This window comes from Laribacter hongkongensis DSM 14985 (assembly GCF_000423285.1).
GTDB classification, from domain to species: Bacteria; Pseudomonadota; Gammaproteobacteria; order Burkholderiales; family Aquaspirillaceae; genus Laribacter; species Laribacter hongkongensis.
Map to the genome: position 1 here is coordinate 1 of NZ_AUHR01000002.1, position 15,286 is coordinate 15,286.

At 60.3% G+C, this 15,286-nt stretch carries 12 protein-coding genes, 1 rRNA gene and 1 pseudogene; 7 read left to right on the forward strand and 7 right to left on the reverse strand.

Annotated elements, in window-relative coordinates:
- Positions 1-168: 168 nt before the first annotated feature.
- From rrf to G542_RS0101545, 4 genes are all read left to right on the forward strand, one after another.
- Positions 169-281 (forward strand): 5S ribosomal RNA (gene rrf / locus G542_RS0101525).
- Positions 282-437: 156 nt separating this feature from the next.
- On the forward strand, positions 438-983 hold the full coding sequence (gene orn, locus G542_RS0101530) for an oligoribonuclease (RefSeq protein WP_027823189.1): 546 nt from the start codon (positions 438-440) through the stop codon (positions 981-983).
- Positions 984-997: 14 nt separating this feature from the next.
- Positions 998-2,656 carry a glucose-6-phosphate isomerase gene (pgi, locus tag G542_RS17775; protein WP_012697786.1) on the forward strand — a complete coding sequence of 553 codons (1,659 nt, stop codon included), beginning with the start codon at positions 998-1,000 and terminating at the stop codon, positions 2,654-2,656.
- Complete coding sequence (locus G542_RS0101545; RefSeq protein ID WP_012697785.1) at positions 2,653-3,156, forward strand: CinA family protein; 504 nt, start codon at positions 2,653-2,655, stop codon at positions 3,154-3,156. Before pgi ends, G542_RS0101545 begins: the two co-directional genes overlap by 4 nt.
- Positions 3,157-3,342: 186 nt before the next feature.
- On the opposite strand, the pseudogene G542_RS0101550 reads toward G542_RS0101545, so the two are convergent.
- The 6 genes and pseudogenes from G542_RS0101550 to prpB form a co-directional block, all read right to left on the reverse strand.
- A pseudogene (locus tag G542_RS0101550) lies at positions 3,343-4,401 on the reverse strand (IS3 family transposase).
- 309 nt (positions 4,402-4,710) lie between these two features.
- A complete protein-coding gene (prpF, locus tag G542_RS0101560; RefSeq protein WP_027823192.1) occupies positions 4,711-5,898 on the reverse strand; it encodes a 2-methylaconitate cis-trans isomerase PrpF in 1,188 nt (395 codons plus the stop codon).
- A gap of 84 nt (positions 5,899-5,982) precedes the next feature.
- A complete protein-coding gene (gene acnD / locus G542_RS0101565) occupies positions 5,983-8,622 on the reverse strand; it encodes a Fe/S-dependent 2-methylisocitrate dehydratase AcnD (protein WP_027823193.1) in 2,640 nt (879 codons plus the stop codon).
- Positions 8,623-8,700: 78 nt separating this feature from the next.
- The gene (gene prpC, locus G542_RS0101570) at positions 8,701-9,852 is read right to left on the reverse strand and encodes a bifunctional 2-methylcitrate synthase/citrate synthase (RefSeq protein ID WP_012697778.1); all 1,152 of its coding nucleotides are present in this window, start codon (positions 9,850-9,852) and stop codon (positions 8,701-8,703) included.
- 43 nt (positions 9,853-9,895) lie between these two features.
- Positions 9,896-10,225: a cupin domain-containing protein gene (locus tag G542_RS0101575; RefSeq protein ID WP_027823194.1), complete on the reverse strand. Its 330-nt coding sequence runs from the start codon at positions 10,223-10,225 to the stop codon at positions 9,896-9,898.
- A gap of 9 nt (positions 10,226-10,234) precedes the next feature.
- Positions 10,235-11,113: a methylisocitrate lyase gene (gene prpB, locus G542_RS0101580; RefSeq protein WP_012697776.1), complete on the reverse strand. Its 879-nt coding sequence runs from the start codon at positions 11,111-11,113 to the stop codon at positions 10,235-10,237.
- Between the two features lie 273 nt (positions 11,114-11,386).
- Between prpB and G542_RS0101585 the strand changes: the two genes are divergently transcribed.
- Entirely contained in the window at positions 11,387-11,923 is a 537-nt protein-coding gene (locus G542_RS0101585; protein WP_012697775.1) for a YfaZ family outer membrane protein, read from the forward strand.
- 90 nt (positions 11,924-12,013) lie between these two features.
- Here G542_RS0101585 and G542_RS0101590 read toward each other — a convergent pair whose 3' ends face one another.
- A complete protein-coding gene (locus tag G542_RS0101590) occupies positions 12,014-13,195 on the reverse strand; it encodes a vWA domain-containing protein (protein ID WP_027823195.1) in 1,182 nt (393 codons plus the stop codon).
- Positions 13,196-13,317: 122 nt separating this feature from the next.
- Here G542_RS0101590 and G542_RS0101595 point away from each other — a divergent pair, with 122 nt between their 5' ends.
- Positions 13,318-14,739 carry a coniferyl aldehyde dehydrogenase gene (locus tag G542_RS0101595; protein ID WP_051189867.1) on the forward strand — a complete coding sequence of 474 codons (1,422 nt, stop codon included), beginning with the start codon at positions 13,318-13,320 and terminating at the stop codon, positions 14,737-14,739.
- 2 nt (positions 14,740-14,741) lie between these two features.
- The gene (locus G542_RS0101600) at positions 14,742-15,281 is read left to right on the forward strand and encodes a twin-arginine translocation signal domain-containing protein (RefSeq protein WP_027823197.1); all 540 of its coding nucleotides are present in this window, start codon (positions 14,742-14,744) and stop codon (positions 15,279-15,281) included.
- The last annotated feature ends 5 nt before the right edge of the window (positions 15,282-15,286 follow it).

The window sequence follows — 15,286 nt, forward strand, 5'->3', positions numbered from 1 at the left end:
GTGGAAGCGCAGTAATGCGTTAAGCTAACCGATACTAATTACCCGTGAGGCTTGATCCTATAAGTTGAAGCATTCAGTGAATGCGACGATCGATCTGACCTGTCACTTCTTTGACCGTTTGATGAGGCGGCGTGTTGCGAAAGCAGCACGACGGCTCGACAGTTTATGCCTGGTGGCCATAGCGAGTGGGTCCCACCCCTTCCCATCCCGAACAGGACCGTGAAACCACTTAGCGCCGATGATAGTACGGATACCCGTGCGAAAGTAGGACACCGCCAGGCTCCCCATCAAGGCCCCCAGCACACGCTGGGGGCCTTTGCTTTTTAGGGGGGGGTGGTATATTTTTGATTTTTGTTGATCAATTGTGTGTTTTTGCTATTGTGTTTTTATTTAGAATAAATCTTAGTCAATATTTTATGTGAATAGGAATCATTGTTATGTTACAAGACCAGAATAACCTTGCTTGGATTGATATGGAAATGACGGGTTTGAATCCGGATACTGATCGTATTCTGGAGGTCGCCATGGTCATTACTGATGGTAATTTGAATATCATTGCTGAGTCTCCTGTCTTGGTCGTTAATCAGTCTGCAAGTATTCTGGACTCTATGGATGACTGGAACAAATCTACGCATGGCCGTAGTGGCTTGATTGAGAAGGTACTACAGTCAACCCAGAATGAAAATTCGGTTTCTCAACAAGTACTTTCGTTCATGAAGGAATATATTCCTGTTAAAACCTCTCCTATGTGTGGTAATTCTATCTGTCAAGACCGGCGTTTTATGGCTCGCTGGATGCCTGATCTGGAAGAGTATTTCCATTATCGCAATCTCGATGTGTCTACTCTTAAAGAATTATGTAAAAGATGGAAGCCTGAACTTTCAAAGGGTTTTAAAAAGAGCGGGAAACATGAGGCGCTGGCAGATATTCACGAGTCTATTGATGAACTAAAATACTATCGGGATTATTTTATTAAGCTATAAGATTTGGTGGAAACATGAGATTTCAATCGATTAATGAAATTAATCTGACTTCTGTATGGGCTCAGCTTCATTTGCATCAGAGATCTACAAGGCATGTGGAGATGCGGGATTTATTTGAGGCTGAATCTGACAGATTTTTGAATTTTTCGATTGATTTAAACGGTTTTTTGTTGGATTTTTCAAAAAACAGAATTACTGGCCGCTCATTGGATCTTTTGGTTGAGCTTTCAAAAGTGGCAGGTCTGAGTGACTGGGTTGAAGCGGCACGTCTAGGAGAGCAGATCAATACCAGTGAGCATCGTGCCGTCATGCACTTTGCTTTAAGGGCAAGTGTAGATGATGTTTATTCTGTTGATGGGCAAAATGTTGTGCCTGTTGTCCACCGGGAACTTCGTCGATGCTTTGATTTTTCTGAAAAAATCCGTCAAAAAATATGGTGTGGTTTTAATGGCTCTCCCATTCGGGATGTTGTCAATATTGGTATAGGAGGTTCTGATCTAGGGCCTCGGCTGGCAGTGCAGGCTTTGCATCCATATGCTCTGTCTGATATCCGTGTGCATTTTGTTTCCAACCTTGATGGGGCAGATCTTGCTCAGACCTTGGAGGGTCTTGATCAGGCTACTACCTTGTTTATCGTTTCATCAAAATCTTTTTCTACGCCAGAAACACTTGATAATGCATATGCAGCTAAAGCGTGGTTCTTGCAAAAAGCACAAGGTTCTGATGTCTCAAAACATTTTGTAGCCATTTCAAGCAATGTTGAGGCTGTCAAGGATTTTGGGATCGCTCCTGAGCAGATGTTCCGGTTTTGGGATTGGGTAGGAGGGCGCTATTCCGTCTGGTCTGCCATTGGCCTGTCTGTCATGATTGCTATCGGAGAGAGGCACTTCAGGGCCTTTCTTGATGGCGCACGGGAAATGGACCAGCATTTTTTTACTGCTCCGCATGAAAAAAACATTCCAGTGGTGATGGCTTTATTGGGAGTCTGGTACAACACTTTTTACGGTGCCCATACCCATGCCATCATGCCTTACGCTCATGGCCTTGCAAGACTACCTGCTTATTTGCAGCAACTTGATATGGAATCAAACGGGAAACGGGTAGGGCGATTTGGTGAAATGCTGGACTTTGATACCGGTCCTGTTGTATGGGGAGAGGTCGGTGTCAATAGCCAGCACGCATTTTTTCAGTTGCTGCATCAAGGAACGCGACTGGTGCCTTGCGACTTTATCTTGCCTTTGCGTAGTCATTACGCTATTGGACAACATCACCAACAGCTCGTGGCAAACTGCTTGGCGCAAACGGAAGCCCTGATGCGGGGCAAGACGGATACCGAGGTATTGGAAGAATTGCAGGCAGCCGGTGTGACCGGAGAATTGCTTGATGCCTTGTTGCCACAAAAAGTATTTCCCGGCAATCAGCCATCCAATACGATTGTTATCGACGAACTTTCTCCTCATTTTTTGGGAATGCTTCTGGCCGCTTATGAACACAAGGTATTTGTTCAGGGCGTGATCTGGGGTATCAACTCGTTTGATCAATGGGGGGTTGAATACGGCAAGCAACTGGCCAAGCGCATCGCGCCCGAGCTGGCTTCAACAAAACCACCCAAGCATGACAGTTCAACGAATGCCCTGATTGAACGCTATCGCACGCGAGGATGCAGGTCATGACCGATCATTTGCTGGCCTTGTCGTCTGACCTTGGTCGCTTTTTGCTCCAGTACGGTCAGTCACTGGCGACGGCCGAATCCTGTACCGGAGGCTTGATCTCGGCCACCCTGACCGAAGTTGCCGGTTCAAGTCACTGGTTTGGATGGGGAGTAGTCAGTTATGCCAATGCTGCCAAGATGCAGCTGCTGGCCGTGCAGCCCGAAACCTTGTATGACCATGGGGCCGTGAGCGAGGCCGTTGTGCGGCAAATGGCAACTGGGGTGCAAAGGTTGTCCGGAGCAGACTGGAGCATTGCTGTCAGTGGTGTGGCAGGTCCGGGAGGCAGCAGTGCGGCCAAGCCGGTCGGAACGGTCTGGTTTGCCATTGCAGGCCCGGATCTGCGTGTGGAAGCCTTTGTACATCACTTCAGTGGTGATCGTGCCGGAATTCGCTGGCAAACCGTTGAAACAGCCTTGTCTGCCCTGATTGCTCGTGTGGCAGGGCAAACCAGCCAAGCATAACCATGGTGCTCCGGTTGTTGCAGCCAGTTGCGCAGCTAAAGGGAGCGCTGTTTGCACCCGTATCTTGCATGAGCAGGCACAATGGGTGATGAAATCGGTTCGACATGCTGATCGTCGAATTGTGTCGCAAGCACGTTTTTTCGGAAACTGGTTATTATTTCTTATATGGCCGACGTCTCCCCGTTCTCAGTAGCAGAGCGCTTTAGAGTCCGAGCTTAATTTACCTGATTTCTTAGCGAGTGATTTGGCGTAGGCCGTCGGCGTCAAACCGCCAAGCGCTTTCTTGGGTCTTTCGTTGTTGTATTCCCTCCGCCAGGCTTCAATGACGACCTGTGCATGGCGCAGGCTGGTAAACCAGTGTTCGTTCAGGCACTCATCCCGGAAGCGCCCGTTAAACGATTCGATGCAGGCGTTCTGATTGGGCTTGCCGGGCTCGATGAGGAAGAGCTGAACACTACGAGCATGCACCCAGGTGAGCATGGTACGACTGCAGAACTCCTTGCCGTTATCTGTCCTGGTCGCTTTGGGCAAGCCGCGTGTTGTCGCCAACTGGTCAAGGACACGCGTCAGATGCATGCCACTCATTGCGCGCTCCGGCACGATCGCGACTGCCTCGTGCGTGGCATCATCGACGACGGTCAGACTCTTGATGACGCGGCCTTCCGCCGTCCGGTCGAACGCAAAGTCCATCGACCAGACCTGATTGGCCGCCAAAGGGCAAGCCAGTGGGTGACGAGCTGCTACCGGCACCTTCTTGCGCCGGCGAATTTGCAGACCCGCCTCGGCATAAAGCCGATCCACTCGCTTGTGATTGACCCGTATGCCTTCCTGCCGCAGCTTCAAACAGATCATGCCAGCCCCGTAACGACGGTGACGTTGCGCGAGCGCGATGATCTTCGCTTTCAAGGCCGCATTGCGGTCGGTGGCGGGCTGGTAACGGAATGAACCGGGGCTCATACCAGCCAGACGCAGCGATCGACGCTCACCACTTTTTTCGCAGCGCCTCTTTGGCAATCTCGTTCTCGAGCATCGTCTCGGCCAGGAGCTTCTTCAGCCGCACATTCTCGCTCTCCAGCTCTTTGAGTCGCTTGGCCTCCGAGACGTTCATGCCACCAAACTTGCTGCGTCAAAGGTAATAGTTGGCTTCCGAGGAAGCGTGTTGCTGCACAGTTCGGCTCCGGGCATGCCTGCTTCTGCTTCGCGCAGAAACCCGATGATCTGTTCTTCGGTGAAACGTTTCTTCATGTCCAATCTCCATGTCATGGTGGATTGGACTCTAACTTCATGTGCTCCTCAATACCGGGGGCGTCGCAGCGACAAAAGTGGTGAGTGAACCCTCACCGCAGAAGTTGCTGTGCTATCTGATAAATAAGGGATTCCGTAAGCGTCGCTTGCTATGAACCTCCCTTGATTCTGTCTCTCACTCTACCGACCGCAAGGCTGCCTTGAAGACGCAAATCATCGTGTTTGCACAACGCCCATACGGTTTATGTCCAAGCGAAATCGGGTGAATCGTTCAGATTCACCCGATTTCATTTTACCTGCACTTTTTGTTCAGTCTATTGTGGCCGGTACGCGTACCCAGCCTTCCATCAGGATGCGGGCGCTGCGGCTCATCACGGCCTTGGTGACACTCCACTGGCCGTTCTGGCAGACGGCACTGGCACCGACGCGCAAGGTGCCCGACGGGTGGCCGAAGCGTACCGCGTCCTTCTCGCCGCCGCCGGCGGCAAGATTCACCAGCGTGCCGGGCACTGCAGCGGCGGTACCAATGGCGACGGCGCAGGTGCCCATCATCGCGTGATGGAGCTTGCCCATCGACAGCGCGCGCACCAGCAGGTCGATTTCACCGGCATCGATGGTTTTGCCGCTGGACGCGGTGTAGCTCGCCGGCGGCGCGACAAAGGCGATTTTCGGCGTGTGCTGGCGGGTGGCGGCTTCTTCCGGCGTCTTGATCAGGCCCATGCGCAAGGCACCGGCAACGCGGATCTTCTCGAAGCGTGCCAGCTGCTCGGGGTCGCTGTTGATTGCTTCGCGCAGTTCGGTGCCGGTGTAACCGATGTCGGCCGCGTTGACGAACACGGTCGGGATACCGGAGCTGATCATGGTTGCCGGGAAGCAGCCGACACCCGGTACTTCCAGCAGGTCGACCAGATTGCCGGTGGGGAACATCGAACCGCCGGCATCACCGTCATCCGACGGATCCATGAATTCAAGCACGATTTCGGCGGCGGGGAAGGTGACACCATCCAACTCAAAATCACCGGTTTCCTGTACCTGGCCATTGGTGACCGGGACGTGGGCGATGATGGTTTTGCCGATGTTCGCCTGCCAGATGCGCACGACGGCGATGCCGTTGTCGGGGATGCGCAGCGGGTCGACCAGACCGGCGTGAATGGCAAAGGCACCGGCAGCGGTGGAGAGGTTGCCGCAGTTGCCCGACCAGTCGACACACGGCTTGTCGATCGACACCTGGCCGTACAGGTAGTCCACGTCATGCTCGGGGACGCTGCTCCTGCTGAGGATCACACACTTGCTGGTGCTGGAAGTGGCGCCACCCATGCCGTCGATGTGTGCGGCATACGGGTCGGGGCTGCCGATCACGCGCATGAACAGCGCGTCACGGGCCGCACCCGGTTGCTGGCATGCCGGCGGCAGGTCCTGCAGGCGGAAGAACACGCCCTTGCTGGTGCCGCCGCGCATGTAGGTGGCGGGAATCCGGATCTGGGGTTGTTGGCTCATGGCTGGGTTTCCTGGGTGGGAGGGCCGGCGGGTGCGAAACCGGGCTGTGTAGTGCCCGGCTCCGCACCAGCGCGGCCTGTCCGTTTAGGCGGGTTCCGTTTCGCGCGAAGCGTTGGACTCGAGGAAGTCCTGCGCGAAGCGCTGCAACACACCGCCCGCCTGGTAGACACGCACTTCGGCGGCGGTATCCAGACGGCAGGTGACCGGTACTTCGGTGGTTTCGCCGTTCTGGCGGTGGATCACCAGCGTCAGTGTGCAACGTGGCGACAGCTTGCCCTGGATGTCATAGGTCTCGGTGCCGTCCAGTCCCAGCGTCAGGCGGGTAGTGCCCGGCTGGAATTCCACCGGCAGCACGCCCATGCCGATCAGATTGGTGCGGTGGATGCGCTCGAAGCCCTCGGCGACGATCACTTCCACCCCGGCCAGACGCACGCCCTTGGCTGCCCAGTCGCGGCTTGAACCCTGGCCGTAGTCGGCGCCGGCAACGATGATCAGCGGCTGTTTGCGCGCCATATAGGTTTCGATGGCCTCCCACATCCGCATCACCTTGCCTTCCGGTTCGACGCGGGCGAGCGAGCCCTTTTTCACCGCACCGTCGACAATGGCCATTTCGTTGACTAGCTGCGGGTTGGCGAAGGTGGCGCGCATGGCGGTGAGGTGGTCGCCACGGTGGGTGGCGTACGAGTTGAAGTCCTCTTCCGGCAGGCCCATCTTGGCGAGGTATTCGCCGGCGGCGGAACTGGCCAGAATGGCGTTGGACGGCGACAGGTGGTCGGTGGTGATGTTGTCCGGCAGGATGGCCAGCGGACGCATGCCCTTGAGCGTGCGCGGGCTGGCGGCCAGCGCGCCCATGCCTTCGGTGTCCCAGTACGGCGGGCGGCGGATATAGGTCGACATCGGGCGCCAGGCGTAAAGCGGGCTTTCGGCCTGCTCGGCTTTGCCCAGGTCGAACATCGGGATGTAGATCTGCTTGAACTGCTCCGGCTTCACGCAGGACGCGACCAGCTCGTCGATTTCCTCATCCGACGGCCACAAATCTTTCAGGCGGATTTCCTTGCCGTCGACCACGCCCAGCACGTCCTGTTCGATGTCAAAGCGCATGGTGCCGGCGATGGCGTAGGCGACCACCAGCGGTGGCGAGGCCAGGAAGGCCTGCTTGGCGTAGGGGTGGATGCGCCCGTCGAAGTTGCGGTTGCCCGACAGCACGGCGGTGGCGTAGAGGTCGCGCTCGATGATTTCCTGCTGGATTGCGGGGTCGAGCGCGCCGGACATGCCGTTACAGGTGGTGCAGGCGTAGGCGACGATGCCAAAGCCCATCTTTTCCAACTCCGGTAGCAGGCCGGCCTCTTCCAGGTACAGCCGGGCGACTTTCGAGCCCGGTGCGAACGAGCTTTTCACCCACGGCTTACGGGTCAGCCCCAGTGTGTTGGCCTTTTTGGCCAACAGGCCGGCGGCGATCACGTTGCGCGGGTTGGACGTGTTGGTGCAGCTGGTGATGGCAGCGATGATCACCGCGCCGTCCGGCAGCAGGCCTTGCGCTTCTTCATCGCGTGCGGCGGTGAGCCTGGTTTCGTCGGCGATGCCACGTTCTTGCAAAGCGGAAGTGGGCAGGCGTTTGTGCGGGTTGGACGGGCCGGCCATATTGCGCACGACGGTAGACAAATCAAACGTCAGCACGCGCTCGTACTGGGCGCTTTGCAGCGCGTCGGTCCACAGGCCGGTGGTCTTGGCGTAGGTTTCCACCAGCGCGACCTGTTCCGGCTCGCGGCCGGTGAGCTTGAGGTAATCGATGGTCTGCTGGTCGATGTAGAACATCGCCGCGGTGGCGCCGTACTCCGGACACATATTGGAGATGGTGGCGCGGTCGCCGATCGACAGGCTGTCCGCGCCTTCGCCGAAGAATTCGACGTAGGCACCGACCACGCGCTCCTTGCGCAGGAACTCGGTGAGTGCCAGCACGATGTCGGTGGCGGTGATGCCGGGTTGGCGCTGGCCGGTCAGCCTGACGCCGACGATGTCGGGCAGGCGCATCATCGACGGGTGGCCGAGCATCACGGTTTCCGCTTCCAGCCCGCCAACGCCGATGGCGATTACCCCCAGTGCATCAACGTGCGGGGTGTGGCTGTCGGTGCCGACACAGGTGTCGGGGAAGGCCACGCCGTCGCGCGCCTGGATCACCGGGCTCATTTTTTCCAGGTTGATCTGGTGCATGATGCCGTTGCCGGCCGGGATCACGTCCACGTTCTTGAACGCGGTCTTGGTCCACTCGATGAAGTGGAAACGGTCTTCGTTACGGCGGTCTTCGATCGCGCGGTTTTTCTCGAAGGCCTCCGGGTCGAAGCCGCCGCATTCGACGGCCAGCGAATGGTCGACGATCAGCTGGGTCGGCACCACCGGATTGACCAGCGACGGGTCGCCGCCCTGGTCGGCGATGGCGTCGCGCAGGCCGGCCAGATCGACCAGTGCGGTCTGGCCGAGAATGTCGTGGCAGACCACGCGGGCCGGGTACCACGGGAAGTCCAGATCACGTTTGCGCTCGATCAGCTGCCTGAGCGAGTCGGTGAGGCTGGCCGGGTCGCAGCGACGGACCAGTTGTTCAGCCAGCACGCGCGAGGTGTAGGGCAGGGTGGCGTAGGCGCCGGGCTGGATCGCCTCGACGGCGGCACGGGTATCAAAGTAATCGAGCCCGGTGCCGGGCAGGGCTTTGCGGAATTGTGTATTCATGGCGGATGACGGGGCAGTAGGGGCGACAAAGGGGAGCCGTCCCGCATGCAGCAGGACGCTCCCCCTCTCCGGTGTGGATCAGCGTTCGTCGATCGGCACGAACGTCAGGTTTTCCGGGCCGGTGTAGTTGGCCGACGGGCGGATGATCTTGCCGTCCTCGCGCTGTTCGATCACGTGGGCGGCCCAGCCGGTGGTGCGGGCGATGACGAACAGCGGGGTGAACATGGCAGTCGGTACACCCATCATGTGGTAGGACACGGCGCTGAACCAGTCGAGGTTCGGGAACATTTTCTTGATGTCCCACATGACCGACTCCAGACGCTCGGCGATGTTGAACATCTTCATGTCGCCGGCTTCGATCGACAGGTCACGTGCCACTTCCTTGATCACCTTGTTGCGCGGATCGCCGATGGTGTAGACCGGATGGCCAAAGCCGATGACGACTTCTTTTTTCTCGACGCGGGCCTTGATGTCGGCTTCGGCTTCATCCGGGCTTTCGTAGCGCTTTTGCACTTCGAAGGCGACCTCGTTGGCACCGCCGTGCTTCGGGCCGCGCAGGGCGCCGATGGCACCGGTAATGGCCGAGTACATGTCCGATCCCGTGCCGGCAATGACGCGGCCGGTGAAGGTGGATGCGTTGAATTCGTGCTCGGCGTACAGCACCAGCGAGGTGTGCATGGCGCGCACCCACAGGTCGGACGGCTTTTCACCGTGCAGGAGGTGCAGGAAATGGCCGCCGACGGAGTCGTCGTCGGTTTCCACCTCGATGCGGCGGCCGTTGGTGCTGAAGTGGTACCAGTAGAGCAGGGCGGAGCCGAGCGAAGCGATCAGGCGGTCGGCGATGTCACGGGCGCCTGGTGCGTTGTGGTCGTCTTTTTCCGGCAGGGTGCAGCCCAGTACCGAAACGGCGGTCCGCATCACGTCCATCGGGTGGCTGGCCGCCGGCAGGGCTTCGAGAGCCGATTTCACGCTGGCCGGCAGGCCGCGCAGCGACTTGAGTTTTTTCTTGTAGCCGGCGAGCTCGGCGTGGCTGGGCAGCTTGCCGTGTACCAGCAGGTAGGCAATTTCCTCGAATTCGCAGGTGGTGGCGAGATCGAGGATGTCATAGCCGCGGTAGTGCAGGTCGTTACCGGTGCGGCCGACGGTGCACAGGGCGGTGTTGCCGGCGGCAACACCGGAGAGGGCGACCGATTTCTTGGCCTTGGGAAGAACTTGCAGGGTTTCGCTCATGTTGACCTCCAGCTCCTGAAATGCATTGCAGTGAATGTGGGTTTTATTGGGGCTTGTAGAAAACGGCGAGCCAGACCGTGTCCTGGCCGGGGGCGGTGGCCGCCACCCGGTGGCGTTCGTGTGCAGGTATGGTGACCGCATCGCCGGGCCGCAGTTCCAGTACACGGGCCGGTTCATCGAATTCCAGCCGGGCGGTGCCCGACAGCAGCAGCACCCATTCGTGTTCGTCCTGGTCGTACCAGAATCCTTCGGGTGAGGCATGGCCGCGCGACACGATCCGTTCGACCCGGAAGCGGCCGCGGCCGCCCAGCAGGGTTTCCATCCATTCCTGCGGCAGCTCGGCCGGAATGCCGGTGAAAAGGTTGCGCGGCATGGGCGGGCCTCAGGCCTTCTGTTCGCGGAACAGGGCGTCGAGCTTCTGCTCGTAGCCGTGGTAGCCAAGGTGATCGTAGAGTTCCATGCGGGTCTGCATGGTGTCGAGCACGCCCTGCTGGGTACCGTTGCCGAGGATGGCGCCGTATACGCCGAGGGCGGCCTTGCTCATGGCACGGAAGGCCGACAGCGGGTAGAGGATCAGGCTGACATCGGCACTGGCCAGCTGGTCACGGGTGTAGAGCGGGGTGGAGCCGAATTCGGTGATGTTGGCCAGCACCGGTACGCCGACGGCTTCGGCAAACTGTTTGTACATCGACAGCTCGGTCATGGCTTCCGGGAAGATCATGTCGGCACCGGCTTCGACGCAGGCCCGGGCGCGGTCGATGGCGGCTTCGAGGCCTTCCACGGCCAGGGCGTCAGTGCGGGCCATGATGACGAAGCTGGCATCGCGGCGGGCATCAACGGCGGCCTTGACGCGGTCGACCATTTCTTCCTGGCTGACGATGGCCTTGTTCGGACGGTGGCCGCAGCGCTTTTGCTGCACCTGGTCTTCGATGTGGACGGCGGCCACCCCGGCGCGCTCGAGGGCGCGGATGGCGCGGGCGATGTTGAAGGCGCCGCCCCAGCCGGTGTCGATGTCGACCAGCAGCGGCACGTCGGTCACGTCAGTGATGCGGCGGGCGTCGACCAGCACGTCTTCCAGCGTGGTGATGCCGAGGTCGGGAATGCCGCACGAGCTGGCTGCCACGCCGCCACCCGACAGGTAAAGCGCCTTGGCGCCGCTGTGCTCGGCGAGCTTGGCGGCGTAGGCGTTGATGGCGCCCAGTACTTGCAGCGGCTTTTCGTTGGCGACCGCGTCGCGGAAGCGTTGACCGGCTGTCGTCATGCGTTTTCTCCTCCATCCCGGGTTGAATTTTTCTACCGAGCAATTGCTTGGTTGATTGGGTGATTCTAGCGAGTGCTTGGTTCGCTCGTAAACCATCTGATGAGATTCGGCCGGAAAATGAAACAATATGCTGCAAGAGTATTTCGTTTTCGTGTTATGTCGCAGGTAGCATATTGAAATTGGTGAATTATTTTACTTTTGCGCATCTGGCTAATCGGTTTCGATACAATCAGGGCTTCCGCAGTTTTTTATCCATTTCGAGAGGATTTCCCTATGCAAAGCCGTCTGTTGGCCGTGGTGGCACTGGCCGCCATGCCGTTGGTTTCCCATGCCGGAGGGCTGGGGGTGCAGGTTGGCGAGAACTACCAGTCGCTGTCGTACGCCAGCAGTGGTGCCGGTCTGGGCCTGTCGGCCGACTATCTGCACCGTGACAGCCGTGATGACCAGACCCTGTCGCTGGGCGCCGGTTTTTCGCTGCCGCTGGGCCCGGTCATGCTGACGGCCGGTGCGAAGCTGAGCTATCTGGATGTGGCCGGCCGCAATGAATGGGCCGTGCCGGTAGGCGGCCGGATCGGCATGTCGCTGGGACAAAGCTTTGGCGTGTATGCCCAAGGCTATGCTGCCAGCAACGGCATGGCCAGCGGCAATATCCACCAGTACCAGGATGGTGAAATCGGTGCCAGCTTTACGCCGTTCAAGCCGCTGACCGTGTCGGCCGGCTATCGCTACAGCGACGTGGAGCTGGCCGGTGGCAGCTGGAAGCGCAAGCTGGCCGACGGGCCGTTTGTCGGTGCCGCACTGAGCTTCTGAGCCGCAACGGCACTCCATGTACGACAGGCCGCACATGCGGCCTGTCTGCTTGTCCGGACGGCTGTTCCGGCGGTCTGCCCTGACACAGGGTTACGGCGTGCGCCGGAGCCAGCGGGTGGCGTCGGTCAGGCCGTCCAGCGTCAGCGGGCACATGCGCTCCTGCATCAGCTGGCGCAGCATGCCGACCGACTGGACGTACGGCCAGTGCGCCTGCGGCAGCGGATTGAGCCAGACGGCATGGCGGAAATGCGCCAGCAGGCGCTGCATCCACACTTCACCGCTTTCTTCGTTCATGTGCTCGACGCTGCCGCCGGGGTAGACGATTTCGTACGGGCTCATGCTGGCGTCGCCGACAAGGATCAGCCGGTAGTCGGGGCCAAACGTGTGCAGGACATCCAGCGTGGCCGTACGGGAATCATGACGGCGGGCGTTGTCCTTCCACAGCGACTCGTAGACGCAGTTGTGGAAGTAGAAAAACTCCAGATGCTTGAATTCGGCCCTGGCCGCAGCAAACAGGGCGGCCACTTCGCGGATGTGGTCATCCATCGAGCCGCCGATGTCCAGAAGCAGCAGCAGTTTGGTGGATTCGCGCAGCTCCGGGCGGAAAACCAGATCCAGCAGGCCGCCGTGGCGGGCAGTGCTGCTGAGCGTGGCGTCCAGGTCCAGCCGGTCGCTGGCACCCTGGCGGGCAAACGCCCGCAGCCGGCGCAGGGCAACCTGCATGTTGCGCGGGCTTAGCTCTGCTCCTGCGTCTAGGTTGCGGAATTCACGCTTGTCCCACACCTTGACGGCGCGCCGGTGGCGCGAGCCGTCCTGGCCGATGCGGACACCGGCCGGATTGTAGCCATAGGCGCCGAACGGGCTGGTGCCGCCGGTGCCGATCCATTTGCTGCCGCCCTGATGCCGTTCGTGCTGCTCGGCCAGCCGTTCCTTGAGCGTGCGCATCAGTTCATCCCAGCCCATGCCCTGAAGGGCGGCCTTTTCTTCGGCGCTCAGGTGCTTTTCGACCAGCTTGCGCAGCCAGTCTTCGGGAATCTGGCGTTGCAGGTCTTCCAGTCCGTCACTGACGCCGTTGAAGTGGGCAGCAAAAACGCGGTCAAAGCGGTCGTAGTGCTTTTCATCCTTGACGAGGATGGTGCGTGACAGGGCGTAGAAGGTTTCCAGACTGCCAAACGCCAGCCGGGCGCGCAAGGCACCCAGCAAAGCCAGGAATTCCGTGGTGCTGACCGGGATGTTGGCCGCACGCAACGCGTAAAAGAAATCGAGCAACATGATGAAACAATCGTTTGAAATTGTCGGCAGGGCGTGAAAAACTGGAGCTGTCACTCTAAACCGGCGTGCTTTGACGCCAGACTGCCAACATGACCGAGATGCTCCAGGAAAACCAGCATAGCATGGACGTTCTCCCTGACGATGCGCTTGCCCTGAACCGGCTGGGCCGGCTGTTCCAGTTGCACCGCCAGGCCGTTGCCGGCGAGCCCTTTCCGGATTACGCCACCCGGCTGCGCTGGCTGGCCGCCGTGCATGCCATGCTGGTGGAGGCGGCGCCCCGCTGGGCTGAGGCCGTCAGCCGGGACTTCGGTCACCGCTCGCCGGTGGAAACGCAGCTGCTGGAACTGTTTCCCGCAATCGAAGCGGTACGGCACGCCAAAAAGCAGCTGGCGCGCTGGATGAAGCCGCGCCGCTGCCATACCGGCATCTGGTTCCAGCCCGGCCGCAGCCGGGTCCTGCCGCAGCCCAAGGGCGGGGTCGGCGTGATCGTGCCGTGGAACTACCCGGTCTATCTGGCGATCGGCCCGCTGGTGTCGGCACTGGCCGCCGGCAACCGGGTACTGATCAAGACCAGCGAACTGACACCGGCCACCGGTGCCCTGCTGCGCGAAATGTGCGAGCAGTATCTGGGCGACAGCATCGCAGCGGTGGTCGAGGGCGGTCCGGAGGTGGCCCGCCGTTTTTCCGCCATGCCGTTCGATCACCTGCTGTTTACCGGTTCGACAGCGGTCGGCCGGCTGGTCATGGCCGCGGCCAGCACCCACCTGACGCCGGTGACGCTGGAGCTGGGCGGCAAGTCGCCGGTGCTGGTAGCACCGGGCCAGCCGCTTAAGCACGTGGCCGAGCGCATCATTGCCGGCAAGCTCGTCAATGCCGGACAGACCTGCATCGCACCGGACTACGTACTGGTGCCGCGCCACGAATGCGAGGCACTGGTGAACGAACTGCGGGCAGCCGCTGTGCGTGCCTATCCGGTCATCCACGACAACCCGGATTACAGCGCCATCATCAGCGAGCGCCACCGCCAGCGCCTGCAAGGACTGCTGGACGAGGCCGGGCGTCAGGGCGCGCGCATCGTGCCGCTGTCGGCCGAGACCGGCTGCCGTGGCGGCAAGCTGGCGCCGGCCCTGGTGCTGGATGCGCCGGCCGGTTCGGCCATCATGCAGGAAGAAATCTTCGGGCCGTTGCTGCCTGTCGTGACGTACGACAGCCTGGATGCCGCGGTCCGCTACATTGCCGAGCGGCCGCATCCGCTGGCGCTGTACCTGTTTGACCATGACAACCGCCGCATCGGGCAGATCCTGGCGGCAACCCGTTCCGGCGGCGTCACCCTCAACGACACCCTGCTGCACATTGCCCAGGACGACCTGCCGTTCGGCGGCATCGGCCCTTCGGGCATGGGGGCCTATCACGGCCAGACCGGCTTTGACACGTTCAGCCACCTGCGGGCCGTGTTTGCCCAGAGCCGCTGGGGTACCAGCTGGATGGCCGGCGCACCGTACGGCAAGCGGGTACAGGCCTTGCTGCGCCTGATGGTGCGCTGACGATGACCGTCGTGACCCGGCGCCAGTTGCTCAAAGCCGGCGCAGCAGGCGGCGCGGCCCTGGTGCTGGCCGGCTGGTGGGCGCAGTCGTCTGCAGGCAGGCCCGCCGTCTGCGCACCCGGCGAATCCTGCCTGAGTCCGACTGGCCGGACTGTCGTGCTGGCCCTGGCGCCGGCGCTGGTCGGCCGCTGGCCGGCAGATGATCCGGAAGCCGGACAGACGCTACTGGCTGGGCTGGATACCGCCATTTCCAGCCTGCCCACACCCATGCAGCAGGAAATCGGAGAGCTCTTTGCCTTCCTGTCCTTTCCCCCGGTGCGCTGGCTGTACCTGCGGCTGCCGGCATGGGACCGGGTACGGCCGGATGCGGCGGCACGGGCGCTGGCCCGCCTGCAAGGCAGTCCGCTACCGCTGGTGCGGTCAGTGTATTGCGGCCTGCACAAGCTGGTGCTGGCTGCGTGGTACGGCAACCCGGCCCACTGGGCCGCAACCGGATACGAAGGACCGCCGGCTGTGGTGCTGGCGGCCCGGCAAGGTGAATGAAAAAA